15 protein-coding genes are annotated in these 15,732 nt (G+C 55.6%); all 15 read left to right on the top strand.

The window, feature by feature from the left end; genetic code table 11:
• The first annotated feature begins 113 nt into the window (after positions 1-113).
• The 15 genes from ACR80S_RS05605 to ACR80S_RS05535 all read left to right on the top strand — a co-directional run bounded on the left by ACR80S_RS05605 (position 114) and on the right by ACR80S_RS05535 (position 15,609).
• On the top strand, positions 114-533 hold the full coding sequence (locus tag ACR80S_RS05605) for a DUF2384 domain-containing protein (RefSeq protein ID WP_435402778.1): 420 nt from the start codon (positions 114-116) through the stop codon (positions 531-533).
• Positions 530-1,048 (top strand): RES family NAD+ phosphorylase, encoded by a 519-nt coding sequence (locus ACR80S_RS05600; protein WP_435402777.1) that lies wholly within the window; start codon positions 530-532, stop codon positions 1,046-1,048. Before ACR80S_RS05605 ends, ACR80S_RS05600 begins: the two co-directional genes overlap by 4 nt.
• Positions 1,049-1,122: 74 nt before the next feature.
• A complete protein-coding gene (locus ACR80S_RS05595; protein WP_435402776.1) occupies positions 1,123-2,145 on the top strand; it encodes an NAD-dependent epimerase in 1,023 nt (340 codons plus the stop codon).
• Positions 2,146-2,394: 249 nt separating this feature from the next.
• Positions 2,395-2,571: a hypothetical protein gene (locus tag ACR80S_RS05590; RefSeq protein ID WP_435402775.1), complete on the top strand. Its 177-nt coding sequence runs from the start codon at positions 2,395-2,397 to the stop codon at positions 2,569-2,571.
• Positions 2,572-2,655: 84 nt separating this feature from the next.
• Positions 2,656-3,774 carry an ISAs1 family transposase gene (locus ACR80S_RS05585; RefSeq protein WP_435402774.1) on the top strand — a complete coding sequence of 373 codons (1,119 nt, stop codon included), beginning with the start codon at positions 2,656-2,658 and terminating at the stop codon, positions 3,772-3,774.
• A 379-nt stretch (positions 3,775-4,153) separates the two neighbouring features.
• Positions 4,154-5,443, top strand: coding sequence for an oligosaccharide flippase family protein (locus ACR80S_RS05580; protein ID WP_435402773.1), 1,290 nt, complete (start codon positions 4,154-4,156; stop codon positions 5,441-5,443).
• Positions 5,440-5,988 (top strand): acyltransferase, encoded by a 549-nt coding sequence (locus ACR80S_RS05575; protein WP_435402772.1) that lies wholly within the window; start codon positions 5,440-5,442, stop codon positions 5,986-5,988. Before ACR80S_RS05580 ends, ACR80S_RS05575 begins: the two co-directional genes overlap by 4 nt.
• 241 nt (positions 5,989-6,229) lie before the next feature.
• On the top strand, positions 6,230-7,270 hold the full coding sequence (locus tag ACR80S_RS05570) for a hypothetical protein (RefSeq protein ID WP_435402771.1): 1,041 nt from the start codon (positions 6,230-6,232) through the stop codon (positions 7,268-7,270).
• A gap of 141 nt (positions 7,271-7,411) precedes the next feature.
• Positions 7,412-8,689, top strand: a complete 1,278-nt coding sequence (gene tviB, locus ACR80S_RS05565) for a Vi polysaccharide biosynthesis UDP-N-acetylglucosamine C-6 dehydrogenase TviB (protein ID WP_435402770.1) — start codon at positions 7,412-7,414, stop codon at positions 8,687-8,689.
• A gap of 78 nt (positions 8,690-8,767) precedes the next feature.
• Positions 8,768-9,994, top strand: coding sequence for a glycosyltransferase family 4 protein (locus ACR80S_RS05560; RefSeq protein WP_435402769.1), 1,227 nt, complete (start codon positions 8,768-8,770; stop codon positions 9,992-9,994).
• Between the two features lie 54 nt (positions 9,995-10,048).
• A complete protein-coding gene (locus ACR80S_RS05555; protein ID WP_435402768.1) occupies positions 10,049-10,657 on the top strand; it encodes a sugar transferase in 609 nt (202 codons plus the stop codon).
• Positions 10,641-11,288: an acetyltransferase gene (locus ACR80S_RS05550; RefSeq protein WP_435402767.1), complete on the top strand. Its 648-nt coding sequence runs from the start codon at positions 10,641-10,643 to the stop codon at positions 11,286-11,288. The genes ACR80S_RS05555 and ACR80S_RS05550 overlap by 17 nt, the downstream gene beginning before the upstream one ends.
• Positions 11,288-12,601, top strand: coding sequence for a DegT/DnrJ/EryC1/StrS family aminotransferase (locus ACR80S_RS05545; protein WP_435402766.1), 1,314 nt, complete (start codon positions 11,288-11,290; stop codon positions 12,599-12,601). Before ACR80S_RS05550 ends, ACR80S_RS05545 begins: the two co-directional genes overlap by 1 nt.
• Positions 12,602-12,630: 29 nt before the next feature.
• Complete coding sequence (locus tag ACR80S_RS05540) at positions 12,631-13,395, top strand: ElyC/SanA/YdcF family protein (RefSeq protein ID WP_435402765.1); 765 nt, start codon at positions 12,631-12,633, stop codon at positions 13,393-13,395.
• Positions 13,396-13,590: 195 nt separating this feature from the next.
• Positions 13,591-15,609 (top strand): polysaccharide biosynthesis protein, encoded by a 2,019-nt coding sequence (locus ACR80S_RS05535; protein ID WP_435402764.1) that lies wholly within the window; start codon positions 13,591-13,593, stop codon positions 15,607-15,609.
• Positions 15,610-15,732 lie beyond the last annotated feature (123 nt).

Below are 15,732 nucleotides of genomic sequence, written 5' to 3'. Positions count from 1 at the left end.
GAGCGCATGGACGCCTCTGCACCGGGAGGCTATGATGCTTATATGTTGCAATAATGCAGCAGTCAATTGCCTGACGCATCAGGCCGATCTTGCTTGGAGGGAGGTTCAACGCCATGAGTGCCGAGGCCCTGATCGATCCGGATGAGTACCAGGCACCCGAGACTTACGAGCGGTTCGTTCAGGATCTGCAGAAGTCCGCCACGGCGGCGGGCAAGCCGATCATCGACCCCCGGTTGTTTGCCCGCGCCTTGAGCATGGATCTGCAGGCCCTTGCCTCCGATGCCCATGTGCATCGGGTCACGCTGTCGCGTGCACAGGGGAGCGAGAAGCTTCAGGGCTTCCTGCGCGAAGCGTTGCAGGTGTTGCGTGCCGCCACGGATATCAACGGAGACTTCCGTGTTGCCCTGTTCTGGTTTCGCAATGTCCCTATCGATGCCTTCGATTATCTGACACCGGAACGACTGGTCAGCGAGGGGCGAACCAGGGATCTTGTTCGCTATGTTCAATCATTGAAAGCCGGCGCCGTAGGGTGAAGTTTCGGTTGCAACTAGAAGGCTCAGCCTACCGCGTGCATGTTCCTCGGTGGGCCTATGCCCCAACCAGTGGAGCCGGGGCCGCCGAGCATGGCGGCCGCCTGAACCGGCCTGGCCTGTCCGCGCTTTATCTCGCGCTCGATACGACGACCGCTCTGGAAGAATATCGCCAACTTTCCGTTTTGATGCCTCCAGGGCTGCTGGTGAGCTATGAACTTCAGATTGGGAAGGTGGTGGATTTCAGCGAAGGCTATACCCAGTCCTGGGACCCTCTCTGGCTGGAACTGACCTGCGACTGGCGTCGGATGTTGTTCCACGAGCATATCGAGCCGCCCAGCTGGCTGTTGGCCGATGTCGCTCTGGAGGCCGGCGCAGTCGGTATCCTGTTTCCATCGCTGGTCAATCCGGGTGGTAAGAATCTGGTGCTTTATACAGAAGCATTGGGATCCAACGATCGACTGGTGGCCCATGATCCTGCTGGTGACCTGCCCAGAAACCAGCGGTCGTGGGAATAGCCACAGAGCAACATGTTCGAGCCGGCGCGCATGCGCCAGAAAGGATTCACCTATTACTCCGTAGGACGGCAATCATGACGACCCTGGTTACCGGCAACGCCGGCTTCATCGGCTTCCACGTGGCGAAGCGCCTTCTCGAACGCGGCGACAGCGTGGTGGGCTTCGACGTGGTCAACGACTACTACGACCCCACCATCAAGGAAGCGCGCCTGGCGATCCTCGAAGAGACCGCCGCGCGTACCGGAAGCGCTTACACCTTTCTGCGCGCCAACCTGGCCGACCTGGCGGCGGTGAACGAGGCCTTCGCCGAGCACCGGCCCGAGCGGGTGATCCACCTGGCCGCCCAGGCCGGGGTGCGCTACTCGCTGGAGAACCCCCACGCCTATGTGGAAAGCAACCTGGTGGCCTTCACGAACATTCTGGAGGCCTGCCGGCACCACAAGGTGGAGCACCTGACCTACGCCAGTACCAGCAGCGTCTACGGCGCCAACACCAAGATGCCGTTCTCCGAACACGAGGGCGTTGACCACCCGCTGCAGTTCTATGCTGCCACCAAGAAGGCCAACGAGCTGATGGCCCACAGCTACAGCCACCTGTACCGGCTGGCAACCACCGGGCTGCGCTTCTTTACTGTGTACGGCCCCTGGGGCCGGCCGGACATGGCCCTGTTCCTGTTCACCAAGAAGACCCTGGCCGGCGAACCGATCCCGGTGTTTAACCACGGCCACCACACCCGCGACTTCACCTATATCGACGACATCGTGGAAGGGGTGATCCGCGCCAGCGATGCCATCGCCCAGCCCAACCCCGAGTGGAACAGCGACTACCCGGACCCGGCCACCAGCAACGCCCCCTACCGGCTTTACAACATCGGCAACAACAACCCGGTGAAGCTCAGCGCCTATATCGAAGCCATCGAAGACGCCCTGGGCAAGAAGGCGATCAAGGACCTGCTGCCCCTGCAGCCCGGCGACGTACCCGACACCTACGCCGACTCCAGCGAACTCGAGAAGGCCGTGGGCTACAAGCCCGCCACCCCGGTAAAAGAAGGCGTTGCCAACTTTATCGACTGGTATCGCAACTTCTATCGGGTCTGATTGCCTGGCCTCCTGATACCGGGTACCGGCAATCCCATCAAACTTTTTCTTTAAGGAACAACCCTTGTCAGCATGGGGAGTTTCATACCCTTGCGCTACTATAAGCGCCCTTAGCTGACTGGCAAGGGTTGCATTCGACCGTCAGCAACTTGCTCTTTCGCAAGGGCCAGGGAAGCCGCCTGTCAATCCCCGGGCAGTATCGTGCCTTTTCGAGCTACTGGTTCGGCTTCAAGAGAAGAAATCCCCCACGTGATCGGTAAAAGCATCGTCATGGCGGATATAGCGCTTGAAGGTACGCTGATTGCGGTGCCCGCCGATGCGCTTGATGGCGACGTCCTGCTTCCCCTGGCGGTGCGTCTCGGTGATAAAGCCGGCATGGAAGCTATGCGGAGTGAAGCCGCAAGCGGCCACAGGGAAAACGCATGAAAAACCGCGCTACGACGGCCTTCGTGGCGCTTTACCAGTAGGAGCTAATGTGGTCAGCTAACGGCTTTTGCTCATGGATGACTCATGCTGACACCGTCTCTTATGCACCATTTATCGATCGTTCCCGACTTCCGTCAGGCGTGGAAAGTGCAGCATCAGCTGTCGGATATCCTGTTCCTGACGGTCTGTGCGGTGATCTGTGGTGCCGAGGGTTGGGACGAAATCGAAGACTTTGGCCACGCCAAGCTCGATTTTCTGCGCCAGTACGGTGATTTTGAGGCTGGCGTGCCCAGTCATGACACCTTGGCCAGGGTCATGGCCCTGGTGAATGCCGAGCAGCTGCAAAGCGCGTTTGCCGAGTGGATGAAGGCCTGCCATGACGTCACGGCTGGTGCGGTGGTGGCGATTGATGGCAAGACGCTGCGTGGCTCGTACTGCCGAGGCAAGGGCAAAGGTGCGATCCACATGGTCAGCGCTTTCAGCGCGGCGAATGGGGTGGTGCTGGGCCAGGTCAAGACGGCGGAGAAATCCAACGAGATAACGGCGATTCCCGAGCTGCTTAAGCTGCTGAACCTCCAAGGCTGCCTGGTGACCATTGATGCCATGGGGTGTCAGAAGAAAATCGCCACACAGGTGCTGCAGAAGGGTGCTGATTACTTGCTATCGGTGAAGGACAACCAGCCGGCCTTAGCCGACGCCTTTGAGGCTGCGTTTCCCATGGCCAAAGTAGCCAGCTTCAAGGGTGACGCCTATGTCACGGATGAGAAGAACCGCGGGCGGCAAGAGACGCGCTACCACATCGTCAGCGAAATCACCGATGAATTTCAGGAGATTAGCTACGAATGGCCTGGGATGAAAACGGTGGGTGTTGTAATGAGCTTTCGCCAGGAAGGCGAGGGTGCACCTGAGGCGCCGATGATCCGTTACTACATCAGCTCTGCCGATCTGAGCGCCAAGAAGCTCGCCGAAGCGGCCCGCCAGGATTGGCATGTGGAGAATAAGCTCCACTGGTCGCTTGATGTGGCGCTCCGCGAAGATGCCTGCAAGATTCACCGTGGTCAGGCCGCTGAAAACCTCGCCAGGGTCCGACATATCGCGCTGAATTACCTGAAAGGGGAGAAGCGGTTCAAGGGCGGAATCCGACGGAAGCAGAAGAAAGCTGCGCTGGATGAGACCTATCTGGCGGACATTCTCGCGGTGTAGGGCTTTTCATGCGTTTTCCCTGCAAGCGGCCATGTTGGCCGCCGCCAGATGCCGCATCAGGCGCCTATAAAAGACGCTGTCGGTGAGGCGACCGGCGCCCACCTTGCCCCAGGCCGATGCTGCGAAAGGCCGCTCCTCACAGATACCGGAAGCCGCCAGCCACGCCTCCAGCAGCCGCACTGGGCAGCGTGGGACCAACGAGAATACCAATGGCACGATACGGCAGTACTGAAGGTACGTGACTTGCGCCAAGTCACCGATGCGGAGATGCGCAAGATGATCAATAAGCTGAATTACAGACATCCTCCGAAAATGGCGCAGCTATGAGACTCCGACACAGCTTTTCTGGAGGGAATGCTCAGGTGCCCTGGGACCGCAGATGCTGCGCTTATTGCTTAAATTCAGGAATGAAATAGAAGAGGTTTTAAGAATAATTAAAATGAAATATATTTCCAAGCACAACTTTACAAACGTCGTGAGTCTTTATGCCCTTCAGGGCATTAATATTTTGTATCCCCTTCTGATTATTCCCTTTTTAGTTTCAGGTCTTGGGGTTGAGGGTGCTGGTGTTTTTATGCTTCACCAGTCTTTAATTATGGTTGCATTTTCCTTTGTCAGCTTTGGTTTTGACTTTACTGCAAGCAGGTCAATAGCTAAATCCGTAAGTTGCAAGGAGGCAGTTGATAAGGTCTTCAGCAGTACTCTTTTTGCTAAAGGGCTTTTAGCCGCTGTTATGTTGTTGTTGGCAATAATTGTATCAGTTTCTAACTCAGTCGATTTCTGGCTTTTGCTATCATTTTTCCCTATGATTATTGGTGGCGTGTTATTCCCTATCTGGTATTTTCAAGCTATCGAAAAAATGAGGCTCGTGGCTATTTTTCATGCTACATCTAAGTTGCTCGGGCTAGTAGCTTTGTTTGTTTTTATTTCATCGGGGGAGCATTTGCATTTGGCAGCTTTCCTAGTTGGCATGACGTACTTATTTTCTGCTTTTTTATCATGGTTTGCAATCCTCAAGGAAAAAAAAGTAAGGCTTGTAAAAGTTGGTTTAAAAGATGCTCTTATGGCTATAAAAGTTGGAAGGGGTATAGCTATAAATTCAATTTCTAATGGGCTGTACGCCAACCTTGGATTGGCATTGCTTGGTGGCTTTTCCCAAGTACCAGATAAAGTGCTTGCTCAAGCTGGGTTGGGGGCGAAGCTAAGGAATAGCATGCCGAGTCTCAATCAACCTTTGAATCAAGTTATATATATAAAATCCACAAAAAACTATTCGAAAAATGGAAAGCTCCCTAGCTGGATTTTTGTTGCTATAGCGCTTCAGGTGGTTGTTATATCATTTGCTACACTTCTTTTCTTATATTATTCAGATTTCATATCCGGTTGGTTTCTAGGTGTCTTGGATGAAAGTCGCATTGTTGCTCTTTTTATATTAGCAGGGGGAGTGGGTGTCGTGAAAATGACAGTGTTATATCAGATTGCCGCTGCTTCTGGCGGAGACAGTCTCCTCGCTAAGATTGGGGTTGCGCAGGTGCTTGTTTTTGCGTGCGTGTTTTTCTCTCTTACATTATTCATACCACCTTCTTTCGCTGTTGCATTGTCTTACTTATTTACAGATATTATGTCTTTGATTGTGTTGTTTTTTCGAATATTGAGGGGGAGATCATGAAATCAGTTATTATCAATTCGGTTGCTATTTTATTTAAGTTTATTCCACCTGCTGTCAGGTGGCTTTTGTGGGATTTAATCAAGCCATTTAGTCAAAAGATTTTTTTGCTGATCAGGTACGGCATTGCGAAGAATGAGCTTTCGGCATGTGGTGAAAACGTATACTTCGGATCCAATGTTATTATTAAAAATGCCAAAGGGATAGCAATAGGTAATAATGTAAGTGTTCATGATGGTTGTTATTTGGATGGTTATGGAGGTATTGAGATTGGTTCAAATGTATCTATAGCTCATGCCACTTCAATTTTAAGCTCAAATCATACATGGCATGATGATAAAACTCCAATAAAGTATAATAAAGCAGAGAAATCAGGTGTTTTTATAAGTGATGATGTTTGGATTGGCTGTGGTGTTAGACTACTTGCTGGGGCAAAGATAGGGGAGAGGTGTGTGATTGCAGCAGGTTCAGTTGTCACTGCGAAAGAGATTGATGCTGGGGCACTGTGGGGTGGCGTTCCTGCTAAACAGATAAAGAACATAAAATGATGGCTAACAGCTTTTCTTTAGAAGTAGTTCTCCATAGAGAAACTGCTTCATCAATATTGAGGGATGTGTTTCCCTACCCCATCATTTTAGTTTGGTATAAGTCGTGCTACTGATTTTTTTTGTCTGCTTATTTATTTTTTTCTCTTTTTTCGTGTGTGTGCTCACTTCACGCTACGAGTTGTTATACGTTTCCCTTCTTAGTGTAATGTTAAAGTTAGCCTTGTGTGTTCTAGGTGTCTATTTGGCTCTGCCATTCTCAGGAGTGGATGCTGTTAATTTCGAAAGATTTGCTTGGGAGTGGTCGCAATCATCACTTTCTGATATAGTTACAAACATTGATGTTTCACGCTCTTACTTAATCAGCTCTATTACTGCAATTTTCTACCATTTTATGGGGCGTGATATTGTTATACCGGTTTTTATTAACGGCATCCTCGGTGTATTAATATTTTATTTTTCTTTGGTTCTGGCAAAGGAGGTTTGGGGGAGAAGTGGATTTAATAAATTGTTTGCAGTGATTGTGGCTCTTCACCCAGTCCTGAATATTCACTCTGCTGTTGTATTGAGAGAAAATTATATTACAATATTTGTGATTGCAGCCTCTATTTATTTAGCCAAGTTTGCGAAAAATTCAAGTGTTTATTCTGCTGCTTGCTTTTTTGTTTTGGTTCTGATTTCTTCATTTTTTCACGGCGGTATAATCCTATATGCTGCTGGTCTGCCACTCTTCATGATTTTTGGAAGTTCGAAAATAAAAGGCGTCACCAAGATTTTAGCTGGCGTTGCATTTGCCGCGGTTTTTGCAGTGATTATCACCACAATGGATTTTGGAAAGCTCTCTGACATCCAGCAGGGTAAGCTCAGCGTTGAGTACCTTGCACAGCTTGAGGCGAATCGACAGCAAGCTAATACAGCTTACCTAGTTGGCATGACGCCATCAGGTATTCATGATGTAGTCTGGCAGGCACCTATCAAATCATTTTTCTTGTTGGCAAAACCATTTCCTTGGGATGTGAGGAGCTTCGGACATGCGTTGTTACTGCTGGATGCCATGCTGTGGTGGTTAATAATCTTCCTTATTTGGAAGCATCGTGCAGCTATTAAGTCTAACCCCGCTGCCTTCGCTATCCTGATATCCTGCTTAATTACCATCGTGGCCTTTGCATATGGAACGAGTAACTTTGGGACTGGTATTCGTCACCGTACCAAGTTTGTTGTCATGGCGCTCGCACTGGTATCGCCATTTTTGCCGAGAGTTCGCTTTTCATTAACCTCTCGCTGAATTGTTATAAATTTTTTTAGGTTGGTCGTTTTCAAGTTCCATGCGCAACGCTATTTATTGCCGATGAACCAACCTTCGCTTTGCTAGCAAGGCTCATTCATATTAATCTTGTATTACCTTCCACTGTTAAGGAGTTGGTCAGTGTTTGAGGTTGAAAATGTGCGCCTAGGGGTAATCGGCCTAGGCTATGTCGGGCTGCCCCTGGCGGTGGAGTTCGGCAAAAAGATGCCTACAGTGGGCTTCGATATCAATTCACGGCGCATCGGTGAATTGCGTGACGGAATCGATCATACCTTGGAAGTGGAGCCCGAACTGCTCGGCGAGGCGAACCAGCTGAGTTTTTCAAGCGACCTGGATGAGTTGCGGGACTGCAACGTCTATATCATTACGGTGCCCACGCCTATCGATTCGAGCCGCCGGCCGGATCTGACGCCGCTGATCAAGGCTAGCGAAACCCTAGGCCAGGTGGTGGCCAAGGGCGATGTGGTGATCTACGAGTCCACCGTCTACCCCGGTGCCACGGAAGAGGATTGCATTCCCGTAATCGAGCGGATCTCGGGACTGGTGTACAACCGTGACTTTTTCGCCGGCTATAGCCCGGAGCGCATCAACCCGGGCGACAAGGAACACCGGGTCACCACCATCAGGAAGGTGACTTCAGGCTCCACACCAGAGATCGCGGAGTTCGTCGATGCGCTCTACCATCGGGTGATCACCGCCGGTACCCACAAGGCTAGTTCTATCGCCGTAGCCGAAGCCGCCAAGGTAATCGAGAACACCCAGCGCGATATCAACATCGCCCTGATCAACGAGCTGGCGGTGATCTTCAACCGCCTGGGGATCGACACCGAAGAAGTGCTGGAGGCTGCCGGCACCAAGTGGAATTTCCTGCCGTTCCGCCCGGGCCTGGTGGGCGGCCACTGCATCGGCGTGGACCCCTACTACCTGACTCACAAGGCCGAGCAGGTGGGCTACCACCCCGAGATGATCCTCGCTGGCCGGCGCATCAACGACAACATGGGCGCCTATGTGGCCAGCCAGCTGATCAAGCAGATGATCAAGCGGCGCATTCACGTGGAAGGCGCGCGGGTGCTGGTAATGGGCCTGACCTTCAAGGAGAACTGCCCGGATCTGCGCAACACCCGGGTAGTGGATATCCTCGCCGAGCTGGCCGACTACGGCGTGGCGGTGGATGTGTTCGACCCCCAGGTGAACAAGGCCGAAGCCGAGCAGGAGTACGGCATCAGCCCGGTGGAGGCCCCCGAGGCCGGCGCCTACGACGCCATCATCCTCGCGGTTGCTCATCGTGAGTTCCGCGAGCTAGGCGTGGAGGGCATTCGCGCCTGGGGCAAGCCCGAGCACGTGCTGTATGACCTGAAGTATGTGCTGCCCAAGCGGGATGTCGATCTTCGCCTTTGAAGCTGGCTTTGAAGTCCAAGTAGGTGTACCTGCTGATACGCTACTTACCGATATGCCCTGTACCTTCGAAGGATTATTATGACTCCTTTAGATACCAAGCCTCTGATACGCCGAATCGTGGTGGTGGCGGGTCTTTCTCGCTCCCTGGTCAATTTTCGTGGACCGCTAGTGCGTGCACTGCGTCAAGCAGGTTTAGAAGTTCATGCCGTTGCGCCGGAATTGCAGGACGATCAAGTTGTGGTCGAAAAGCTTCAGGGGTGGGGGGTAATCACACATAGCATTTCAATGCAGCGTACTGGGTTAAATCCATTTCATGACTTAATGGCGATGCGTGATTTGTATCGATTATTTCGTGAAGTGAAGCCAGATGCGGTATTGGGATACACTATAAAACCAGTGATTTACGGCACACTTTCAGCGTGGCTGGCGCGAGTTCCAAATCGCTTTGCCTTGATCACAGGTCTTGGCTATGCGTTTACAGGTCGTTCAACTGGCAAACGTGCTTACGTTCAGAAACTGGTTCGTCATCTTTATTCCCAGGCGTTGAGTAAAACCCACCTTGTGTTCTTTCAGAACCCGGATGATCAAGCGCTGTTCCATGAAATGGGCCTGCTCTCTGGTTCGGTGGTATCTAAGGTGGTGAATGGCTCAGGTATCGATACAGCACATTTTCAGACATCACCGGCGCCGTCCTCATCTACAGTATTTCTGCTGATCGCACGCCTGTTAGGTGACAAGGGAGTGCGCGAATATGTTCAGGCGGCCAAGGCCGTCCGAAAAACTCACCCGCAGGCAGAGTTTAGGCTAGTAGGTGATATCGATGATAATCCCGATTCGATACATCAAGAAGAACTAGACACTTGGATAGCCTCAGGCGATGTGAATTATCTGGGGTGGCTCGATGATGTGCGTCCAGCCATTTATGATGCAAGTGTTTATGTGCTGCCGAGTTATCGGGAAGGTACTCCACGCACCGTGCTGGAAGCCATGGCAATTGGCCGTCCGATCATCACAACCGATGCGCCCGGCTGCCGGGAAACTGTTGTCGACGGTGAAAATGGATACTTGGTACCCATTAAGGCTGTGGATGAACTCTCCCAAGCCATGCTTCGCCTTATAGACGAACCAAGTTTGATTCCCCGTATGGGGCAGCGATCACGTGAAATCGCTGAAGACAAGTATGACGTGCACAAGGTTAACGAAGTAATGCTGAAGTCGATGGGGATAGATAACTTAAACACGAACAACCAGTGTATTCAGAACGAAGCATCAAACGCTAACCGAACTACTGAAGTTGTAGAGTGATTTTTCCTACAGCAACTCAGTCAATTTTCACCAACTCTGATGGCTGTCATTGGAATGTTAAAACGCTTATTTGATTTTTCTGCTTCTTTCTTCGGTTTATTACTTTTGTCACCTGTTATTCTAGTGCTGGCTATCTTGATCCTTTTGAAATTAGGTTCACCAGTTTTCTTTCGTCAAACACGCCCTGGGCTTGATGGAAAGCCCTTCGAGATGATCAAGTTTCGCAGCATGTTGGATGCCTATGATGAACATGGCCAGCCGCTTCCCAATGAACAACGCATGACACGGTTTGGTCAACTACTTAGGTCTAGCAGCCTTGATGAGTTGCCGGAGTTATGGAACGTACTGAAAGGTGATATGAGCTTGGTGGGGCCTAGACCGCTATTGATGGAGTATCTTCCGCTTTATTCGGAGCAACAGGCTCGCCGCCATGAGGTCCGTCCCGGAGTGACTGGCTGGGCGCAGGTTAACGGTCGAAACGCCATTTCGTGGGAAGAAAAATTTAATTACGACATCTGGTATGTTGAAAATAAGTCTTTTCTTCTCGATTTGAAAATCCTATTCATGACATTAAGAAAAGTGTTTGTTCGTGAAGGCATAAATACCAGTGAAGGTGTCACAATGCCCAAGTATAAAGGGGAAGGGAATGGCGAACGCTCGTGAACTCGTCATCATCGGGGCTAGCGGTTTTGGAAAGGAGGTTGCCTGGTTAGCTAGGCGCCTTGGGATAACCGTTAAAGGGTTTCTTGATGATGACCCTGTCTTGAAGAGTGAAAAGTTTTACACGTACCCAGTTTTGGGAAGTGTTGCATCGTGGCCTGAATATGCTGCTTCAAATTTCATCATTGCTATTGCGTCACCCCGAATCCGAAAAAAAATTGTTACTGAAATGCGCCATGATGGTTCGCCGCAGTTTGCGACTTTAGTCGATCCGCAGGCGTCTGTGGAACTTGAGTTTACTCAGCTGGGGCAAGGAACCGTGATTTGTGCGGGTTCCGTGATCACCGCCGCCGTCTCCATTGGTGAGCACTGCATCGTAAATAAACTGTGCAGTGTTGGTCATGATGTGGTTGTGGAAGCGTTCTCCACAATAGCACCTAAGGTAATGTTAAGCGGATTTGTCCATCTTCATCAGGGTTCAGAAGTAGGTGCTGCCTCAGCCATTCGGCAAAATGTACGTGTCGGCAGGGGGGCAATGGTGGGGATGGGAAGTATTGTTTTGAAAGATGTGCCCGACAATACCCTTGTAGTTGGCAGCCCTGCTCGCCACTTGAAAAATATAGAGGCCTTGTAATGCTTAACGGACCCTTTTCCCCCTGGCCTTGCTTCACCGAGGAAGAGGCCGAGGCGGTACAGCGCGTGCTGGCTTCCAATCAGGTGAACTACTGGACTGGCCAGGAAGGCCGGGAGTTCGAACGCGAGTTTGCGCGTTTCGCCGAGTGCGAACATGCCATCGCCGTTTCCAACGGCACCACGGCGCTGGACCTTGCCCTGAAGGGGCTGGGCATCGGCGAAGGGGAGGGCCGGGGCCGCGACGAGGTGATCGTGACCTCCCGCACTTTCCTGGCCTCGGCCTCGAGCATTGCGACCGCTGGCGCGGTGCCGGTCTTCGCCGATGTCGATCGTGACACCCAGAACATCACCGCGGCCACGGTGGCGGTGAAGATCACCCCGCGCACCAAGGCCATTCTGGCCGTTCACTTGGCCGGTTGGCCCTGCGAGATGGATGCACTGATGGCCCTGGCCGAGCGCCACGGCCTCTACGTGATCGAGGATTGCGCCCAGGCCCATGGTGCCCGTTACCACGGCTGGAGTGTCGGGGGCCTGGGCCATGTGGGCTGCTGGTCGTTCTGCCAGGACAAGATCATGTCCACCGGCGGGGAAGGGGGCATGGTGACCACCCGGAACCGTGAGCTGTGGAAGCGCATGTGGGCCTACAAGGACCACGGCAAGAGCTGGGAGGCGGTCTACGAGCGAGAGCATGCGCCCGGTTTCCGCTGGCTGCACGAGAGCTTCGGCACCAACTGGCGGCTCACCGAGATGCAGGCGGCCATTGGGCGCATCCAGCTTGGGCGCATGCACGAGTGGGCCGCCACACGCCGTGCCAATGCCCAGCGCATCTGGCAGGCGGCCAGCGAGAGCCCGGCCCTGCGGGTACCCAAGGTGCCCGAGCATATCGAGCATGCGGCCTACAAGTGCTATGTGTTCGTCGATCCGGATCGGCTGCAGGAGGGCTGGAACCGCGACCGCATCCTGAGCGAGATCGTCGCCCGTGGCGTACCCTGCTTCTCCGGTTCCTGTTCTGAGGTGTATCGCGAGAAGGCCTTCGAGGGCACCGGCTGGCGCCCGAAGAACCCGATGCTGGTGGCCCGCGAGCTGGGTGAGACCAGCCTGATGTTCCTGTGCCACCCCACGCTGACCGAGGCCGAGATTGCCAAAACATGCCAGGTGCTTCTCGAGGTGATGGCCGAGTGCACAGAACGGCGTGTCACCAGCTATCGCCGGCTCGGCACGTCCTCGTCCCAGCCGGTGCCGTTCTTGCCGCGCCAGCTGAGCGAGCAGGATGCGGTGAAAACGCCTGACACCCGAGATTCCGACGATGAGTGAGGTGTTGGCACGTGACATAGGTGCCGGCCATGTATGAGGCGCTGAAATCGCTGGCCGCTGGGCTGCTGATGCCCATGCCGGTGCTCGGCGTGCTGCTGGTGCTGGGCCTGGGGCTCTCGGTGGTGGGTTGGCGCCGGCCGGGGCAGACGCTGATCGGCATGGCCATCGTACTGCTGGGCCTGGCCAGCTGGGCGCCGGTGGCCGATCGCCTGCTCGGCCCGCTGGAGGCGCGCTACCCGGCGGTGATCGAGTGGCCCGACGATGAGAGCCTCCAGGGGGTTTTGGTGCTGGGAGCCGACTGGGATCCCGAGCGCCCCTGGTCGATCACCGCACAGCTCAGCGATGCCTCGGTGCCGCGGCTGATGGAAGGCGTGCGGCTGTGGCGGCTGCGGCCCGAGCTGCCGCTGCTGGTGAGCGGGGGGAGCCGCGATGCCACCCGGCCGCCGGTGGCCCTCGGCTACGCCCAGGCCGCCGAAGCGCTGGGGGTGCCAGACGAACGCATCGTTGCCCTGGATACGCCCACCGATACCGGCCAGGAGGCCGCGGCGGTGCGCGAGGCACTGGGGGAGGGCGCCCGGGTGCTGCTGGTGACCTCGGCCTCGCATATGCCCCGCGCCATGCGCCACTTCGAGGCCGCGGGCCTGGCGCCGCTGGCCGCGCCGACCCACTACCTGGCCAATCGTGGGGATGGGGTGGGCCTTCGGTATCTGGTGCCCTCCGCCAGTGAGCTGCGCAAGACTGAGCGGGCCTTCTACGAATGGATGGGGCAGCTGGCACTGCGCTGGGAGCGTTAACCACACTGGACTGTAGGCGATTTCCTACATCCCCTGTCATTCAACACTGTCATAATTGCCTCGAAACGGTAATCGGGTTTTTTTAACCTGCATTTTACTCTGGCTCAGTCTCACTCTGGCTCAGTCTCGATCGTGTTTGGCGGTAAGCATCGCCCTCTAAGGGATGAGAGGTACCTCGCTGTGTTGATCAAATTGATGAGACCCCTGTTCGGTCTGCCACGCAGGCGCAAGCGCCTGATACAGCTGGTGGCCGACGTGGCGCTGATCATCGTCAGCTTTTCCTTGGCGATGCTGCTGCGGTTGGATAGCTGGGCCTTCGCCAGTGACCCCAAGGTGTGGACGGTGCTGCCGGTGATGATCCCGGTGAGCCTGTTCATCTTCATGCGCCTGGGCTTCTACCGGGCGGTGATCCGCTACATGAGCATGAAGGCCGTGAAGGCGGTGCTGGCGGGGGTGCTTGCCTCGGCATTGACGCTGGTGGTGGTGAACTACCTGTTCGAGCTGCCGGTGCCGCGCTCGGTGCCGTTCATCTACGCCATGCTGGCACTGCTGACCATCGGCGGGGTGCGCTTCGCCCTGCGGGCGGTCTATCTCAAGGGGCAGATGCGCCACAAGACGAGGGTGGTGGTCTACGGGGCCGGTGCCGCGGGCCGCCAGCTGGTGGTGTCGCTGCGCCATGGGCAGGAGCACGAGCCGGTCGCCTTCATCGACGACGCCCCCCATCTGCACGATGCCTATATCCAGGGGGTCAAGGTCTATCCCCCCGCCGAGATCCCGCGACTGATTGAGGATTACGGCATCAACAAGGTGCTGCTCGCCATTCCCAGCGCGAGCCGGGCGCGCCGGCGGGAGATCCTGACCGCGCTGGAGCCGCTGGCGGTGCCGGTGCAGAGCATCCCCGGCATGGCCGATATGGTCTCGGGCAAGGCCCAGGTGACCGAGATCCGCGACGTGGCGGTGGAGGATCTGCTCGGGCGCGACCCCATTCCGCCCACCGAATCGCTGATGGGCGCTACCCTCACCGGCAAGGTGGTGATGGTGACCGGCGCGGGCGGCTCGATCGGTAGCGAGCTGTGCCGGCAGATCCTGCTGCAGGCGCCGAAGCAGTTGCTGCTGCTCGAGATCTCCGAGTTCTCGCTTTACCGCATCGAGCAGGAGCTGATTCAGGAGGCCGCCCGCCATGGGCTGGGCGTGCCGGTGAAGGCGCTGCTGGGGTCGGTGCAGCATCGCCGCCGCCTGGAAGAGGTGATGACCCGCTTCGGCGTACAGACGGTCTACCACGCCGCCGCCTACAAGCATGTGCCGATGGTCGAGCACAACGTGGTGGAGGGGCTGCGCAACAACGTGATGGGCACCCTGTCCTGCGCCGAGGCGGCGATTGCCAGTGCGGTGGAGAGCTTCGTGCTGGTCTCCACGGACAAGGCAGTTCGCCCGACCAACGTGATGGGGGCGAGCAAGCGCCTGGCCGAGCTGGTGTGCCAGGCGCTGGGCGAACGCCAGGCAGAGACGCGCTTCTCGATGGTGCGCTTCGGCAATGTGCTGGGCTCCAGCGGCTCGGTGGTCCCGCTGTTCCGCCGCCAGATCGAGCAGGGCGGGCCGATCACCGTGACCCACCGCGACATCACCCGCTACTTCATGACCATTCCCGAGGCGGCGCAGCTGGTGATTCAGGCCGGGGCCATGGCCCGCGGCGGCGATGTGTTCGTGCTGGACATGGGCGAACCGGTGAAGATCGCCGAGCTGGCGGCGCACATGGTGCGCCTCTCGGGCCTGGAGCCGAGCCTGGACCGGGACGACGGCAAGGGGGATATCGATATCGTCTTCACCGGCCTGCGCCCGGGCGAGAAGCTTTACGAGGAGCTTTTGATCGGCGAGCGCGTGGAGCAGACCCGGCACCCGCGGATCATGACCGCCAGCGAAGTGATGCTGCCCTGGCCGGAGATGCGTCGGCTGCTGGATGCCCTGCTGAATGCCTGCGAACGCTTCGACTACCCCGCCATTCGCGAGCTGCTGCTCTCGGCCCCCATCAGCTACGCCCCCCAGGGCGAGATCGTCGACCTGATGTGGGCAGTGCAGCGCGACGCCGACCAGCCGACGACCAGCGAGGCCATGCCCACCCTGGAGCTGGACCTGGAAAGGCCGGCGACACGCAGCCGCCAGCCCGCGCATGACGCCAGCCGGAAGCCCGAACGGGTATGGGAAGGCGTCGGCTGAGCACGCCCAGGCGATACGTAAACGGTCCACTAACCCCATCTGTTCCGGCCTGAATCAGGCCGGTAGAGTATCTTTCCAGCGCCAGGGCAGCAGCGTGTAGAGGTCGTCATCCTCGCCAAGCGT

The sequence above is a fragment of the Halomonas salsilacus genome (assembly GCF_051216275.1).
Classification (GTDB): Bacteria; Pseudomonadota; Gammaproteobacteria; order Pseudomonadales; family Halomonadaceae; genus Halomonas.
The sequence above is the reverse complement of the archived record's forward strand: the minus strand, read 5'-3'. Positions and strand labels throughout refer to the sequence as shown.